At 70.6% G+C, this 15,386-nt stretch carries 16 protein-coding genes; 7 read left to right on the top strand and 9 right to left on the bottom strand.

Annotated elements, in window-relative coordinates; genetic code table 11:
- Positions 1-623: 623 nt before the first annotated feature.
- The 7 genes from JJQ90_RS07580 to JJQ90_RS07550 all read right to left on the bottom strand — a co-directional run bounded on the left by JJQ90_RS07580 (position 624) and on the right by JJQ90_RS07550 (position 7,018).
- On the bottom strand, positions 624-1,076 hold the full coding sequence (locus JJQ90_RS07580; RefSeq protein ID WP_230410476.1) for a chemotaxis protein CheW: 453 nt from the start codon (positions 1,074-1,076) through the stop codon (positions 624-626).
- A complete protein-coding gene (locus tag JJQ90_RS07575; protein WP_216874052.1) occupies positions 1,073-3,085 on the bottom strand; it encodes a chemotaxis protein CheA in 2,013 nt (670 codons plus the stop codon). The genes JJQ90_RS07580 and JJQ90_RS07575 overlap by 4 nt, the downstream gene beginning before the upstream one ends.
- The gene (locus tag JJQ90_RS07570) at positions 3,082-3,444 is read right to left on the bottom strand and encodes a response regulator (RefSeq protein WP_216874050.1); all 363 of its coding nucleotides are present in this window, start codon (positions 3,442-3,444) and stop codon (positions 3,082-3,084) included. Before JJQ90_RS07570 ends, JJQ90_RS07575 begins: the two co-directional genes overlap by 4 nt.
- Complete coding sequence (locus tag JJQ90_RS07565) at positions 3,441-3,770, bottom strand: STAS domain-containing protein (protein ID WP_216874048.1); 330 nt, start codon at positions 3,768-3,770, stop codon at positions 3,441-3,443. Before JJQ90_RS07565 ends, JJQ90_RS07570 begins: the two co-directional genes overlap by 4 nt.
- A gap of 81 nt (positions 3,771-3,851) precedes the next feature.
- Positions 3,852-5,060: an MFS transporter gene (locus JJQ90_RS07560; RefSeq protein ID WP_216874046.1), complete on the bottom strand. Its 1,209-nt coding sequence runs from the start codon at positions 5,058-5,060 to the stop codon at positions 3,852-3,854.
- Positions 5,061-5,147: 87 nt separating this feature from the next.
- The gene (locus JJQ90_RS07555) at positions 5,148-6,053 is read right to left on the bottom strand and encodes an ABC transporter substrate-binding protein (protein ID WP_216874044.1); all 906 of its coding nucleotides are present in this window, start codon (positions 6,051-6,053) and stop codon (positions 5,148-5,150) included.
- On the bottom strand, positions 6,053-7,018 hold the full coding sequence (locus JJQ90_RS07550) for a Bug family tripartite tricarboxylate transporter substrate binding protein (RefSeq protein WP_216874042.1): 966 nt from the start codon (positions 7,016-7,018) through the stop codon (positions 6,053-6,055). The genes JJQ90_RS07555 and JJQ90_RS07550 overlap by 1 nt, the downstream gene beginning before the upstream one ends.
- 130 nt (positions 7,019-7,148) lie before the next feature.
- Here JJQ90_RS07550 and ggt point away from each other — a divergent pair, with 130 nt between their 5' ends.
- Positions 7,149-8,762, top strand: coding sequence for a gamma-glutamyltransferase (gene ggt / locus JJQ90_RS07545; RefSeq protein ID WP_216874040.1), 1,614 nt, complete (start codon positions 7,149-7,151; stop codon positions 8,760-8,762).
- Here ggt and JJQ90_RS07540 read toward each other — a convergent pair.
- Positions 8,750-8,944, bottom strand: a complete 195-nt coding sequence (locus JJQ90_RS07540; RefSeq protein WP_216874038.1) for a hypothetical protein — start codon at positions 8,942-8,944, stop codon at positions 8,750-8,752. The genes ggt and JJQ90_RS07540 overlap by 13 nt on opposite strands.
- Positions 8,945-8,984: 40 nt before the next feature.
- Positions 8,985-10,052 carry a ketopantoate reductase family protein gene (locus JJQ90_RS07535; RefSeq protein ID WP_216874036.1) on the bottom strand — a complete coding sequence of 356 codons (1,068 nt, stop codon included), beginning with the start codon at positions 10,050-10,052 and terminating at the stop codon, positions 8,985-8,987.
- Positions 10,053-10,186: 134 nt separating this feature from the next.
- On the opposite strand from JJQ90_RS07535, the gene JJQ90_RS07530 reads away from it, so the two are divergent.
- From JJQ90_RS07530 to JJQ90_RS07505, 6 genes are all read left to right on the top strand, one after another.
- Entirely contained in the window at positions 10,187-11,005 is an 819-nt protein-coding gene (locus JJQ90_RS07530; RefSeq protein WP_216874034.1) for an alpha/beta fold hydrolase, read from the top strand.
- Between the two features lie 78 nt (positions 11,006-11,083).
- The gene (locus tag JJQ90_RS07525; RefSeq protein WP_216874031.1) at positions 11,084-11,374 is read left to right on the top strand and encodes an acyl carrier protein; all 291 of its coding nucleotides are present in this window, start codon (positions 11,084-11,086) and stop codon (positions 11,372-11,374) included.
- 36 nt (positions 11,375-11,410) lie between these two features.
- The gene (locus tag JJQ90_RS07520; protein ID WP_216874029.1) at positions 11,411-11,881 is read left to right on the top strand and encodes a 3-hydroxyacyl-ACP dehydratase FabZ family protein; all 471 of its coding nucleotides are present in this window, start codon (positions 11,411-11,413) and stop codon (positions 11,879-11,881) included.
- Positions 11,874-13,079: a beta-ketoacyl-ACP synthase gene (locus JJQ90_RS07515; RefSeq protein WP_216874027.1), complete on the top strand. Its 1,206-nt coding sequence runs from the start codon at positions 11,874-11,876 to the stop codon at positions 13,077-13,079. The genes JJQ90_RS07520 and JJQ90_RS07515 overlap by 8 nt, the downstream gene beginning before the upstream one ends.
- Positions 13,076-14,350 carry a beta-ketoacyl-ACP synthase gene (locus JJQ90_RS07510; protein ID WP_329959401.1) on the top strand — a complete coding sequence of 425 codons (1,275 nt, stop codon included), beginning with the start codon at positions 13,076-13,078 and terminating at the stop codon, positions 14,348-14,350. Before JJQ90_RS07515 ends, JJQ90_RS07510 begins: the two co-directional genes overlap by 4 nt.
- On the top strand, positions 14,350-15,372 hold the full coding sequence (locus tag JJQ90_RS07505; RefSeq protein ID WP_216874025.1) for a zinc-binding dehydrogenase: 1,023 nt from the start codon (positions 14,350-14,352) through the stop codon (positions 15,370-15,372). The genes JJQ90_RS07510 and JJQ90_RS07505 overlap by 1 nt, the downstream gene beginning before the upstream one ends.
- The last annotated feature ends 14 nt before the right edge of the window (positions 15,373-15,386 follow it).

Genomic DNA, 15,386 nt, shown 5'->3' with positions numbered 1-15,386 from the left:
CCGATGAGCAATGCACCAATGCCCAGGCCGATCAGCATCAGCCGCGCTTCACGATAGGTGGCCGCGGAATGCGCGCGTGCCTCCCGCATATCGGCCTGGTCGGCGGTGACCGCGTCGGTCAGGTGCCGGACCGCCTCCGTCACATGCCGCTGCGCGATCCCGGTCGAGATCGTCTCCGCCTGCGCGACGGCACCGCCCCGCACCATGTCACGCATCTGCTGCTGCAAGGGGAGATAGCTTTGCAGGGAGGCCCGCGCGCCCGCCCAATGCGGCTTCTCGCTGTCCGGCACCACCGCCAGGGCGTCGTCCATGGCGCGCAACATGGCCTGCTGGCGCTGCTCCATCTCGGTCACGAACTGCTCGGCAGCGCCGCGCCCACCCGCGACCAGCATGTTCTTCTCGGCCTGCACCAGCAGGCCCATCTCGATCTTGGCGTTCATCGCCCGCTGCACCCGCGGCACCGGGCCGTCGAGCACGCCTTCCAGCTCCGCATCCAGCCGGCCGAGGCTGGCGATGCCAAGCCCACCCATGCCAGCCATCAACAGCAGGACGAGTCCGAATGCGGCGAACAGCTTCGCCTTGACTGTGATGCGCATGGCAGCGCTCCTTCGTAACTTGTTCGATCAGTTCAGGATGCGGGCAAGATCGGGCAGGATGATCAGGTCGTCGCCCCGCATGCCGACACCGCGGATGAATTCGGGACGCCAGCGCATGCCGACCCGCGGCGCGCTTTCCAGGCTGGCGGTCGCGAGCTGCGTCACCTCATGCACGCGGTCGGCCAGGATGCCGACCGGCGTCGCCTCCCCGTCCAGTTCCAGCTCCAGCACGATGATGCGCGTATCGGCGGTCGGCGCGGTCTGCTTCATGCCGAATTGCCAGCGCAGATCGGCCAGCGGCACGATGCGGCCGCGCACATTGACGACGCCGCGCACGAAGTCCCGCGCGCCCGGCACATCCGTGACGGGAACAAGATCCAGGATCTCGCGCACCATGCCGGCCTCGATGGCGAAGGTCTCGCCGCCGATGCCGAGCGTCAGCACGTCGAGCATGGCGGGGGGATGGGTCTCTGACATCATGCGGCCTGCCTTGAGCGGTTGCGCAGCTCCTCCTCCTCCGCCTGCCCGATCTCCAGAAGCTGGGCGACGTCGAGGATGAGCGCGACGCTGCCATCACCGAGGATGGTGGCGCCGGAGAAGGTCTTCACATCGGCATGCAGCCGCGACAGCGACTTGATGACCGTCTGGTGGCTGCCGAGGATCTGGTCCACGACCAGGCCGAGCCGCTGGTCACCGGCGGAAATGATGACCACCTTCTGATGCGGGTCGGCCGGCGTCGCGCAATGCATCATCTCCCGCAGCCGCAGGAAGGGCACCAGCGCGTCACGGATATTGAGCAGGCTGTAGCCGCCGGAGCGCGCCGCCTCGCCCGCCGGCAGCTCGACGCATTCCTCGACCGCGGACAGCGGGATGACGTAGCGGCCGTTGCCGACGCGCACCAGCAGTCCCTCGATGATCGCCAGCGTCAGCGGCAGGCGCAGCGTGACATCGGTGCCCTGGCCCGGGCGGCTCGCGATCTCGATGCCGCCGCGCAGTTGTTCGATGGTGCGCTTCACCACATCCATGCCGACGCCGCGGCCGGAGATGGCGGAGATTTCCTTGGCCGTGGAGAAGCCCGGCTGGAACAGCAATTGGTGGATTTCGCTTTCGCTGAGCCGCGCCTCCGCGGCGATCAGCCCCTGCTCCAGCGCCTTGGCGCGGATGCGTTCCGCATCCAGGCCGCGACCATCGTCGCTGACGGTGACAAGCACCTCCGCCCCGGCATGCCGCGCCTTGAGGCGGATGACGCCGCCGGCGGGCTTGCCCGCCGCGCGCCGCGCCTCTGGCATCTCCAGCCCATGATCCACGGCGTTGCGGATCAGATGCACCAGCGGATCGGCCAGGCGCTCGATCATCGTCTTGTCGAGTTCGGTCTCCTCGCCGCTGGTCACCAGCTCCACCGGCTTGCCGAGTTCGCGCGACAGGTCGTGCAGCAGGCGGCGGAAGCGGCCGAACAGGGAACCGATGGGCAGCATGCGGATGCCCATGGTGGTGTCGCGCAGTTCCGACACCAGGCGGCCGATTTCCTCCGCCACCGTGGTCAGGCCGGTATCGCCGCCGACGGCAAGCTGGCTGAGCCGGGCCTGGGCGATCACCAATTCGCCGACGCGATCCATCAGCTCATCCAGCCGTTCGGCCTGCACGCGCAGGCTGCCACCGACCCGGCCGATCTCCGCCTCAGCGCGCGGGCGTTCCGCGACGGCGGCTGGCGTGGCGGCAGCCGGGACGGCGGCGATGGGCGCGGCCTCGGCCGTGGTCGCGGCGGGCACCTCCGCCGTCGTCATCGGCGTGATCTCGATGCGGGCGTCGTCGCTGACGAAGATGAAGACCTCCTCGATCGCGGCGCGCGGGCTTTCGGTGCGCAGCAGCACCTCCCAGCCCAGATGGCAGCTTTCGGGATCGATCTCGTCCAGCGGCGGCACCGCATCGACCAGCGCGGTGACCTGCGCCGTGCCCAGGCTGTGCAACTCGTCCAGCATCAGCAGCGGATTGGCGCCATTCACCAGCGCCTCCGCCCCCAGGTGGAAGCGCACGCGCCAGTCCTGGCCAGGGGTGGGGCCATGGATGGGGCCAGGGCTGGCGTCAGGGGTGGCGGCAGGAGTGGCCGCGACCTCCCCTTCCACCGCCGCGCGCAGCGCCCGCAGCAGCGATTCGCCATGCGCCGCATCGGCCGCCTGCGGCTGCTCGATCAGCGCGCGGATATGGTCGCGCGCTTCCAGCGCCGCAGCAACGAGCGCCGGGCTGCAGGGGCTCAGGCCGCGCCGCACGCGATCGAAGGCGGTTTCGAAATCATGCACGAAGGCCGCCACGGCATCGAAGCCGAACATGGCGCCGGAGCCCTTGATCGTGTGCAGCGCCCGGAAGGCTGTGTCCACCAGACTGCGATTGTCCGGCTGGCGATGCAGGTCGAGCAGCGCCTGCTCCAACTGCTCCAGCAATTCGCTGGCTTCCTGGCGGAAGATCTCCGTGGCTTCGGCGATGCTGCTCATCCCAGCACCTTCCGGACGACGTTCAGCAACTGGTCCTGCTGGAAGGGTTTCGTGATCCAACCGGTGGCGCCCGCCAGCTTCGCCTCCTGCTTGCGCGCGGCATCCGATTCGGTCGTCAGGAAGATGATCGGCACCCCCTTGTAGGCGGGCAGCTTGCGCAGTTCGCGGATGAAGGTCAGCCCATCCATCACTGGCATGTTGAGGTCGGTGACGATCATGTTCACCGGCGCGGCCTTGGCCTGCTTCAGGCCCTCCGCGCCATTCTCCGCCTCCACCACCTTGTAGCCGGAGCCGGAGAGGGTCAGGCGCACCATCTGCCGGATGCTGGCCGAGTCATCGACGGTGAGAACGCTCTTCATGCTGCACTCCGATCCTGAGCGGCGTCCCAGCCGCGAAAGCCGCCGGCGGCCAGCATCTCGGCCAGTCGTGGCGGCAGTGGCTGCGCCAGGCGCAGCGTGGTTCCCTGGCGGGTGGCGAGGATGCGTGCCGATTCCAGAAGCTGGATGAAGGCGATGTCGAAGGCCGTTGCCTCGGCGCAGTCGACCGTCACCGGCCCCGGCGCCCGCAGCGCGTCCAGCAACCTGTCGCGTGCCTGCTGCGCGGTGCCGATCGTCAGCGGCCCGGACAGGCGGATGACGGACGAGTCTGCTTCATCTGCGTCGTTGACACGCATGTTCACGCTCACGCCTTTGGTGATGCGCGAAGTGTAGGGAAGAGTAATGAGCGTATCGTGAAGAGCGGGCCGGGTTGCGCCCCCGCGGGGCGTTTACGCCTGCGGCCGCTCCCGCAGCCCGCCACGCAGCAGCATCAGCCCGCAGGCGAGCGAGGGCACCGCGCAGATCAGGTAGCCCAGCACATAGCCGCCGCTCAGCCCCAGCGCCGCGGCGAAGACCAGCGGCATCAGCAGCGCGCCGAGCTGGCCGAAGGACAGCACGCCACCGGTCGCCGCCCCCATCATGCCCTTCGGCGCCAGCCGTGCCGCCTCCGCCAGCAGCACGCCGTTCCAGGACAGCGCCGTGGCGCTCAGCCCCACCCCGACCAGGCCCAGCGCCACCAGCGACCAGCCCGGCCCGGACAGGCCGGCGAACAGGAAGCTGGCCGCCATGCCCAGCGCCAGCACGCCCATCACCACGCGCGGGCTGGTCAGCACGCTGCCGGCCCAGCCCCACAGGATGCGCCCCGGCACGGCGATCAGCGTCGCCACCGAGAACACCATCCCGGCCACCGCCAGCTCATGCCCCAGCGCCGTCAGGTAGACCACGAAATAGGACATGAAGACGGTCTGCATGCCGTTGAAGACGAAGCAGGCCAAGGCGAGCTTGAACAGCGGCCGGTCGCGCATCACCACCGCCAGGGTGGTTTGGAAGTCGGAAAGCCGGAAGCTGCGGGATGGCACGCGGTCGGCGTCGAATTCCGCCCGCAGCGGCTGCAGCAGCACCGCCAGAACCAGGCAGGCGGCGGCGGAGGTCAGCAGCGCGCCGCGCCAGCCCCACCATCCGGTCAGCAGCGGCCCGAGCAGCCCGGCCAGCAGCAGCCCGGCCGGCACCGCCGTCTGCTTGATGGAAAACACCAGCGGCGCGTAGCGCGGCGGCGAATAGCGGCCGAGCAGATGCGAACTGGCGGGGGTGGAGACCGCCGCCCCGCCGGCCCCGATCAGGGCGGAGATGGCGAAGAAGGCCAGCGATCCGGCGGTCGCCACCACCAGCCCCACCGCCAGCATCAGCAGCGCCATCTGGCTGATACGCAGCGCGCCATGGCGGATGATGAAGCTGCCGCAGCCGAGCTGGAACAGCAGCGACCCCGCCGCCCCGATCCCGACATAGACGCCGAGCCAGGCCGGATCGAGCGCCAGGTCCTGCAGGATGGCCGGCGCGATGACCGAGATCAGGTTGCGCCCGAGCGCGGCGAAGGTCTGCTGGAAGAACATGGCGCCGAGCGCGACCAGCAGAAGTGTCCAGGCCTGGCCGCGTCGCATCCGGTTCGATATCCCCCCAACCGCCGCGGCCACCGGGCCGCGGTCAGGCCCGGATCATCCGCGCCGGCGCCAGGGTTGTGAACCCATTCAGCCCCGCGGTCCGACGAGGTCCAGGCTGCGGTCGATGCAGGACTCGTAGCCGGGATGATGGGCCATGGCGCCGGAGGAGATCATCGCCGCCGCCAGCCAGTCCAGCGCCGCCTCCGGCAGATGGGTGGTGCCGCCCCAGAGGTCGAGGCCGCGATAGCGGGCCACGGCCCGGGCCAGGTGCCGCCCTTCCACATCCGCGAAGCGCGGCGCCAGCACCTCCACGATCGCGGCATCCTCCGCATCCCGCAGCCAGTCCTTGGCCACGCCGAGCGCCCGCACCACGGCGGTGAAGGCGGCATGCTTCTCCGCGATGCGGGTGGTGGTGGCATAGAGCGCGGAATAGGCGGTGGGGCCGCGGCTGGCGGCGGCGTACCACTGGCTCGCCCCCTGTTCCTCCAGCGCCGCCGCCATCGGCTCGAACAGCATCACCGCATCGACCTCGCCGGCCAGCAGCGCCCTGGCCCCTTCGGGCATCGGCATGCGGACATGGCCCGGGCAGGCGGCGGGGTCGATGCCGGCCAGGCGCAGGTCGTGCATCAGGCACCACCAGGGGGTCGGCACTTCGGATGGAATGGCGACGCGCATCGTGGCGAGGTCGGAAAGGCTGAAGTCGGGTCGCGCGCCCATCCCCATCAGCAGGAAGGGGTCGCGCATCACCGCCGCGCCGAAGCTGCGCAGCGGGCTGGCAGCGTCGCGGCTGCGTTCCAGCATGGGCCGCATCGGGCCGGACCAGGCGAGGTCGGCACTGCCATCCAGCAGGCGGCCGGCGGCGGCATCCGGCGTGCCGGCGGTCTCCAGCATCATCTCGATGCCTTCCGCCGTGAAGCAGCCGCGTTCCAGGGCCACGTAGTAGGGCGCGTAGAAGATCGCCCGGAAGGGCTCGATCAGGACCAGCCTTTCCATCAACCGGCGCTCGCACCGGTGCGGGCCAGGATCGGCAGCCATTTGTCAGCCTCCGCCTTCAGGAAGGCCCGCGCCGCCGCCGGGTCGCCCGGCATCGGGTCCACCCCGCGATCGACGAAGCTGGCCTGCACCGCCGGGTCGGCCAGCACCTTCAGAAGCGCGGCCGACAGCGTGGCGATGATCGGCTCCGGCGTCCCGGCCGGGGCATAGAGCGACTGGAAGGAGGAGGCGCGGTAGCCGGTGATGCCCGCTTCCGCGAAGGTCGGCAGGTCGGGGAACATGCGCGACCGGCGCGTGGTGGTCACCGCCACGGCCCGCGCCTTGCCATCCGCCACGAAGGGCGCCAGCAGGGTCTGGCTGTCGATCATCATGTCGATCCGCCCGGCGATGAAATCCGTCACCGCCGCCGGGGTGCCGCGATAGGTCACCACGGTGAAATCCACATTCGCCAGGCTTTTCAGCAGCTCACCCGCGAGGTGGGAGGCCGCGCCGATGCCGGTGGTGGCGAAGGTCGCCTGGCCGCGCTTCTCCCGCAGCCAGGCCAGCAGGCTGGGCACATCGGTGACGGGGACGGAGGGATGCAGGCAGGCCAGGAAGGACTGGTCGCCGACCAGCCCGACCGGGGCGAAGTCCGCCACATTGTCGAAGCCGGCCTCCTTGTAGAGCGCCGGGATCACCGGATGCGCGGCGCCGTTCAGCAGCAGCGTATGGCCATCCGGCCGGGCGCGGGCGACGGTGCGGGCACCGATGGTGGAGCCGGCGCCGGGCTGGTTTTCCACCACCACGGGCTGGCCGAGTTCCCGCGACAGCGGCTCCGCCACCAGGCGCGCCACCACATCGATGATGCCGCCGGCGGCGAAGGGCACGACCAGGCGGATCGGCCGGTCGGGATAGCGGCCTTGGGCCTGGGCGGCGAGGGGCAGCAGGGTGGCGGCGCCGAGGAGGGTGCGGCGGTTGATCTGCATCACTGGATCCACTTCCTGGTTCAAGGGGGGATGAAACCAGCCTGGAAAAGTCCTGTCAAAACCACGCCGCCCGGGTTCCGCCCCCGCGCGCCCCGGTGCAGCCTTGCGAGGCACAGCAAGGGAAAGCGCCATGTCCGGACTCAAGGGCCTCGTCGTCTGCCCGCAGCCGCGTGCGGCCGATGCCGGGGCGGCCGTGCTGCGGGAGGGTGGCAATGCCTTCGACGCCGCCCTGGCCGCCGCCTTCTGCCAGATGCTTCAGGACCCCTTCATGTGCGGGCTGGGCGGCATGGGCACGCTGCAATTCTTCGAGGCGGCCGGCGGCCGCCATGGCATGATCGACTTCCACGCCCGCGCCGGGGCCGGCGTGACGCCCGCGATGTGGGCCGCCGACAGCCAGGGAAGGTCGGAGATTTCCGGCTATGCGCTGTTCGACGACCACCGGGCGGAACTCGGCTACCAGGCCATCATGACCCCCGGTACCGTCGCCGGCCTGGCGCATCTGCATGCCACCTTCTGCACCCGCGACTGGGCCGATCTGCTGCAACCGGCGATCCGCATGGCGCGGGAGGGGGTGACGGTGACCCCCTTCTTCCGCGACTTCCTCTCCCGCAAGCCCCAGCCCGGCCTGCCGGACGGACTTTCCCGGGTTTCCACCACCCCGGCCTGCGCCGCGCTGTATCTGCGGCCGGATGGCAGGCTGCATGAGGTGGGGGAGACGCTCCGCCATCCGGAGATGGCAGCCACGCTGGAACGGCTGGCACGGCACGGCGCCGCGGATTTCTACAGCGGCGGGATCGCCGCGCGCATCGCCGAGGACTTCGCCGCGCAGGGCGCCTTCGTCACGGCGGCGGACCTCGCGGGCTACCGGGTGCGGGAAAGCGCACCCGTCATCGGCAGCTATCGCGGCCATCGCATCGCCTCGAACCCTCCGCCCGGCTCCGGCGCGGTGCTGATCGCCATGCTCAATATCCTGGAGAATTTCGACCTCTCCGCGACCCATCCCGGCAGCGCGCGGCATTACGATCTGGTGGCCCGCGCCATGGCGGCGGCACATGAGGACCGGGAGGCGATGCTGGCCGACCCCGAATTCCATGACGTGCCGGTGGAGGAGATGATCTCGAAGGACCGCGCCGCGCGCTGGGCGGCGAAGATCCGGGAAGGCTGGATGCCCGGCGGCGGCGTGGCCGCGCCACCCTCCTGCACCACGCATCTCTCCGTCTGGGATGCGGCCGGCAATTGTGTGTCGCTGACGCATACGCTGGGCACCGGGGCGGGGGTGGTCACGCCGGGCCTCGGCTTCAACTGGAACAATGCGATGAAGCTGTTCGACATGCGGCCGGGCCGCCCGAACAGCATGGCGCCGGGCAAGGCGCGCACCACCGGCATGGTGCCCACCCTGGTCTTCAAGGATGACAGGCCCTGGATGATCGTCGGCGCGCCCGGCGGCAGCGTCATCATCTCCGCCGTGCTGACCACGATCGTCAATGCCATCGACTTCGGCATGAGTGCCGTCGAGGCCGTCTCCTTCCCCCGCATCCATTGCGAGGCCGGCCCCGTGTTTTGTGAGGCCAGGGTGCAGGCGGATGTGGTGCAGGCGCTGCGCGAGCTGGGCCATGAGGTGCGGCATTCGCCGCTCTCCTACGACCCGGGCATGAGCCGGGCGCACGCCATCCTGCTGCGGGACGGCGTGCCGACCGGCGGCGCCGATCCGCGCGGCGGCGGTGGAGTCGCCTATGCCTGGTGAGGCGGCGCCCCCCGGCGCAACGGCTCCAGCCGCCGCTCCGGATCCTGGCCCTGCCGCAGGCAGCTTTCGGCCGTCGCGGCGGGTTCGTCGCGTTCGCCTCGCCGAAGGGTTTCGAGCGCCGCCCGGGTCGGGGCGCCACGGCGGGCCTGGGTGACGGCGCGGTGCATCTCGTTGCTGTCCATGCTCGGTCCTCCTCTGCCCCCCCAACGCGCGGCGCGGCCCTCAGTTCAGCCGCAGGGCGTGGATATGCGCCGGGTCGGGCGCGATCTCGCCGCGCTCGATCCGCTGCACCAGGGCGGTCAATGCCGCATTGGCGGGCGTCGCCAGGCCGAGCGGCGCGGCCTGGGTGGCGATGAAACCGTTCAGGTATTCGATCTCCGTCCGCCGCCCCTTCACCATGTCCTGGCCCATGGAAGGCCGGTGCCCCGCCGCGCCGCCCGGCTTGTTGGCCTCCGCGAGCCGCGCCTTGTCGTAGCCGGCGACGGCTTCCGCATCGCCTTCACCCGCGCGGGCGATCAGCTCGGGGTCGAGATGCAGGATCTCCTCCAGCCCATAGCCCAGCGCCTGGCCGAGGCGGATCGCCTCGCTGCCCAGCCGGGCGGTGAAATGGCGCAGCCGGTCGTCCAGCAGCACGTCGCGGCTGATGAGGCCGGTGGCGGCCGAAATGCCATTGCCCATCACATTGGTCACCAGCTTGGACCAGCGTTCGCCCCACAGGTTGTTGGTGACCAGCGTGCTGTCGGAGAGCGCGGTCAGCCGCGCCACCTCCTTCGCCCGGTCGGTGATGCGGCCATGCACCTCCCCCACCCGGTAGACCGTATGCGCCGCGCCGCCCTTGCCGGAGGCGCGCTTCACATGGCCGGGGGCGGCGAGTTCCACGGTGATGGAGCTGGCGATGCAGCCCAGCGTGCGGCCCCAGCCGACGAGGCCGGCGATGGTTTCCTCATTCATGCAGTTCTGCAGGCTGACCACATAGCCATCCGGCGCCAGGTACTGCCGCACCATCAGCGTCGCCCAGTCGGTGTCGTAGGACTTCACGCAGATGAAGGCGATGTCGAAGGGTTTTTGCCGCGCCACGGACTGCAACTCGGTCAGGTGCAAAGCGCGCGCCTTCACGGTGAATTCGGGCACGTCCTTGATGTGGCTGATGCGCAGCCCGGTGCTGCGGATCGCCTCCACATTCTCCGGCCACATGTCGACGAAGGTCACATCCTCGCCGGCCTGGACCATATACGCGCCGGCATAGCCGCCGACCGCGCCGGCCCCGATGATGGCGATGCGCTTGCCCATGGATGCGGTTCCTTCCCTTGATTCCGTCCCGCCGAAGCTACCGCCGGCGGGCGGGCGCGGCCAGATGGGGCGGCCCTGGCTCGACAGGAAATAGGTCACAGGACTAACCTTTCCGCCAAGGAGACGCCCCAACCATGAGCCTTGCCGGCCCCGCCACCCCACCGCCCCGCCAGGCCGCGCTGCCCGGCGTCAGCCTCTGCTACCGCGACAGCGGCGGTCCCAATGGAGGCACGGGCGCGCCCATCGTGCTGCTGCACGCCAATACCGGCACCAGCGCGAGCTGGGAGCCGCAATTCGCCGCCTTCACCGCCGCCGGCCACCGCGTGATCGCCTTCGACCGCCGCTTCTGGGGCAACAGCCTGGCCGACCCCGCCACCGGCCCGCAGCCGGGCAGCGTGGCGGAGGATCTGGACGCGCTGGCCAACCACCTGAACCTGCCGCCCTTCCACCTTCTGGGCGTCGCCGGTGGCGGCTTCATCGCGCTGGACTATGCCGGCTGGCGGCAGGACCGGCTGCGCAGCCTGACCGTCGCCGCCAGCACCGGCGCCTTCTCCGAGCCCGAAATGGAGCAACTGACCCGGAACGTGCTGTTCGACGGCTTCCGGCAATTGCCCGAGAGCTTCCGCGAGATCGGCCCCTCCTTCCGCGCCCTGCATCCCGAGCGGACCGAAGCCTGGGCCCATGCGCAGGAGGTGGCGAAGCAGAAGGACGCGCCGACCCAGCCCTCGCTCCGCACCCCCAACACCTTCGCCAAGATCGCGGCGATCCGCCTGCCCATGCTGGCCATCACCGCCAGCGCCGATCTCTATGCGCCGCCGACGCTGATGGCGCGCTGGCTGCGGCATGTGCCGCAGGCGAAGGTGGTGGCCATCGCCGATGCCGGTCATTCCGTGCCGATGGAGCAGCCGGAACAGTTCAATACGGCGGTCCTGGCCTTTCTCGGCCGGGTCTGAAACTGCTCGGCGCTGGACAAGGCGGCCGGTTCGGGCGAAGAGGCGCGCTTCCGCCATCGCCCCCGGAGCCTGTTCGCCATGACAACCCCGGTTTTCGACCAGATCGCCGACATCATCGCCGAGAACAGCGAAGTGGCGCGCGACAGCATCACGCCGGGCGCGCATGTCATCAATGACCTGGGCATCGACAGCCTGGACTTCCTCGACATCGTCTTCGCCATCGACAAGGCCTTCGGCATCAAGGTGCCGGTGGAAAGCTGGACGCAGGAAGTGAATGCCGGCACCGCGCCGGCCGAGAAGTATTTCGTCATGGGCAACCTCGCCCAGCGGATCGAGGAGCTGGTGGCCGCCAAGCAGGCCAAGGCCTGAGGCCAGGCGTTCGAGGGGGAGACGGGGGCACAGGCGATGCGGCTGGAATATTTCCAGATGGTCGATCGCGTGGTGACGCTCGACGCGGACCGGATCACGGTCGAAAGCCGGGTGCCGGAGGCCAGCCCGGTCTTCGAGGGCCATTTCCCCGGCTACGCCATCGTCCCCGGCGTGCTGCTGGTGGAGACCATGGCCCAGACCGCCGGCTGGCTGCTGCTGTCGATCGAGAAGCTGCAACGCATGCCCTTCCTGCTGAAGGTCAACGGCGCCAATTTCCGCGGCTTCGTCGGCCCCGGCGCACCGCTGGTGGTGGAAGCGACGCGCACCCATGACGGCTCCGGCTACGCCGTCGCCAGCGCCCGCATCCTGTCCGACGGCAAGCGCGTGGCCGATGCCGAGCTGACCTTCCGGATCATGGATTTTCCCGCCGAGCCGCTGCGCCAGGCCATGACCGAAACCGCCCGGCGCATCGGCCTGCCCGGATATGATGGATCGGGGCATGGCTGAGATGGCGCAGGAGCCGATCTGGATCACCGGCATCGGGCTGGTTTCCGCCGCCGGCGAGGGCCGCGCCACCCATGCGGCACTGCTGGCCGGCACCGCGCCGCCGCCGGTCGATGCCGAAAGCCACGCCCCCTTCCCGCTGCATCCCTCGCCGATGCTGGAACTGGACCGCCAGATCCCGAAGAAGGGTGACCAGCGGCAGATGGAGCCCTGGCAGCGCCTCGGCACCTATGCCGCCGGCCTGGCCCTGGACGATGCCGGCGCCCGCCCCCTGGTGGCGGAGATGGACCTGCTGATCGCCGCCGGCGGCGGCGAGCGCGACATGGGCCTGGATGAGAATGTGCTGGCCGCGCTGGCCGGCCTGCCGCCGCCGGAAGCGGCCACCATGCTCAACAGCCTGCTGGCCGGCGGGCTGCGGCCGACCCTGTTCCTGGCGCAGCTTTCGAACCTGCTGGCCGGCAATGTCTCCATCGTCCACGGCGTCACCGGCGCCTCCCGCACCCTGATGGGGGAGGAACAGGCGGGGGCGGAGGCGGTGCGCATCGCCGCCGCGCGTCTGGCCGAAGGCCGCGGCCAGTCGGCCCTGGTCGGCGGCGCCTTCATCGCCCCGCGCTGGGACCTGCTGGTGCTGTATCATGCGGGCGGGCTGCTGCGCCGGGGCGGCTACGCCCCGGTCTTCGCCCGCGCGGCGGCGCCCGGCGCCATTCCCGGCACGCTCGGCGCCTTCCTGGTGCTGGAGACCGCTGGCAGCGCCCGCGCCCGCGGCGCCCGGGGCCTCGCCCAGGTGATGGGCGTCGCCTGCGAACAGGCACGCCGCAGCGCCACCGACACTTCCGGCGCCGCCGCCGGCCGCGCGCTGGCGCGGCTGGACCTGCCGGAAGGCCCGCTCACCGTGCTGTCCGGCGCCACCGGCCTCGCCGCGCCCCTGGCGGCGGAGCGGGAATTCCTCGCCGGGCTTGGCCGGGAGGTCACGCTGCGCGCCGCCGGCAGCCGGCTCGGCTGGGGCGTGGAGGCCAGCTTCCCCGCCAGCCTCGCCCTGGGCGCGCTGATGCTGGCCGAGGGGCTGACGCCGCCCGCGCTGGAAGACGCCGAAGCCCCGATGACCGAACCCGCCCGCGACCTGCTGGTGACCGGCTTCGGCGCCTGGCGCGGCGAGGCCCTGGCCCATCTGCGGGCGATCCCGGCGGAGGAACAGGCGTGAGCGCTTTCCTGGATCACGCCGGCCGCCCGATCGTCGCCGTCACCGGCATCGGCCTGGTCACGCCACTGGGCTTCGGCGTCGCGCAGAACTGGGCGGCGCTGCTGGCCGGCACTTCCGGCATCCGCCGCATCACCCGCTTCCCCACCGACCACCTGCGCACCACCATCGCCGGCACGGTCGACCTGCCGGAGGAGGCGGAGGGCGCGCCGCTGACCGCCACCCCCCGCGTCATGCGCATGGCGGTGATGGCGGCCGAGGAAGCCCTGGCCGAATCCGGCCTCGGCGCCGATGGCGCCTTCCCCGGCCCACTGATGCTGGGCATGCCGCCGGTCGAGGTCGAATGGCCGCACCGCTTCGAACTCGCCCGCCGCCTGGCCCCGGCCGCCGTCGCCTATCCGGATCTGACGGAAGCGGCCACCGGCTGGACGGCGCTGTATGAGACGGCCGCCTTCGCCAGCGTCGGCGAGCATCTCGCCGCCCGTTTCGGCACGCGCGGTTCGCCCATCGCCGTCACCACCGCCTGCGCCACCGGTGCCTCCGCCATCCAGCTCGGCGTCGAGGCGATCCAGCGCGGCGAGACCCAGGCGGCGCTGGCCATCGGCGCGGACGGCACGGTGCAGCCGGAGGCGCTGATCCGCTTCTCCCTGCTCTCGGCCCTGTCGACCCGCAACGAGGACCCCACCGCCGCCTCCCGCCCCTTCGAGAAGACCCGCGGCGGCTTCGTGATGAGCGAGGGCGCCGCCTGCCTGGTGCTGGAAAGCCTTTCCCATGCCCGTGCGCGCGGGGCGCGCATCCTGGGCGTGGTGCGCGGCGCCGGCGAGAAGTCGGACAGTTTCCACCGTACCCGCTCAAACCCCAATGGCAGCGCGGTGATCCAGGCCATGCGCAATGCCATCGCCGATGCCGGGCTGACGCCGGACGACATTTCCTACGTCAATGCCCACGGCACCGGCACGCCGGAGAACGACAAGATGGAGAACCTCGCCATGCGCGCCGTTTTCGGCGAGCAGGCGCCGCCGATCTCCTCCAACAAATCCATGATCGGCCATACGCTGTCGGCCGCGGGCGCCATCGAGGCCGCCTTCAGCCTGCTGGCGATCCGCGACCAGATGCTGCCGCCCACCATCAACCATGACGAGCCGGACCCGGCGATCACGCTGGACGTGGTGCCGAATGTCGCCCGCGCCGCGAAGGTCACCCATGTGATGTCCAACAGCTTTGGCTTCGGCGGGCAGAATGTGTGCCTGGTGCTGAGCGGGGAGCCCGGCTGATGCGCGCGCTCCGCCTGCATGGCGACCGTGACCTGCGGCTGGAGGATATCGAACCGCCGCCGCCGCCCGCCGAGGGCGAGGTGCAGCTTCGCATCCGCGCCGTCTCGCTGAACCATATCGACGTCTGGGGCTGGCGCGGCATGGCCTTCGCCCAGCGGACGCTGCCGCTGGCGGTGGGCGCGGAGGCGTCGGGCGAGGTGGTGGCCGTCGGCGCCGGCGTCAGCGGCTGGAAGGCCGGCGACCGCGCCGTGCCCTATGGCGCCCGCACCTGCGGCCATTGCGCCGCCTGCCGCGAAGGCCGCGACAATTTCTGCGAGAACGTCTCCGGCGTCGCCGGCTTCCATATCGACGGCTTCGCGCGCGAACTGGCGAATGTGCCGGCGCGGCTGCTGGTGCGCGTGCCGGAAAACGTGCCTTTCGAGGAAGCGGCCTGCGCCACCGTCACCTTTGGCACCGTCGAGCACATGCTGTTCGACAATGCGCAGTTGAAGCCGGGCGAGACCATCCTGATCCAGGCTGCGGGGTCAGGCATCGGCTCGGTGGCCATCCGCGTCGCCAAGGCCCATGGCTGCACCGTGATCGCCACGGCCGGCGATGACGAGAAATGCGCCAAGGCGCAGGCGCTCGGCGCCGACCATGTGGTGAACTACACCGACAAGAACTTTTCGACGGTGGCGCGCCGGGTGACGGGCAAGCGCGGCGTCGATGTGGTGTTCGAGCATGTGGGCGCGACCACCTGGGCGGGATCGCTGCTGTCGCTGCGCCCAGGTGGGCGGCTGGTGACCTGCGGCAGCACCTCCGGCGTCTCGGCCGAGACGAACCTGATGATGATCTTCCAGCGCCAGCTCCGCATTTTTGGGAGTTTCGGCTGCGCCATCCGCAACGTCGGCGATGCGCTGGGCAAGATGTCGCAGGGCATCCTGCCGGTGCTGGACACCGTGGTGCCGCTGGAACGCTTCACGGAAGGCCTGGAGCGGCTGGAATCGCGCCGCGTCTTCGGCAAGATCGTGGTGAAGTTCTGATTTTTTGCCGGTTT

Source organism: Falsiroseomonas oleicola (genome assembly GCF_019029495.1).
GTDB lineage: Bacteria > Pseudomonadota > Alphaproteobacteria > Acetobacterales > Acetobacteraceae > Falsiroseomonas > Falsiroseomonas oleicola.
The sequence above is the reverse complement of the archived record's forward strand: the minus strand, read 5'-3'. Positions and strand labels throughout refer to the sequence as shown.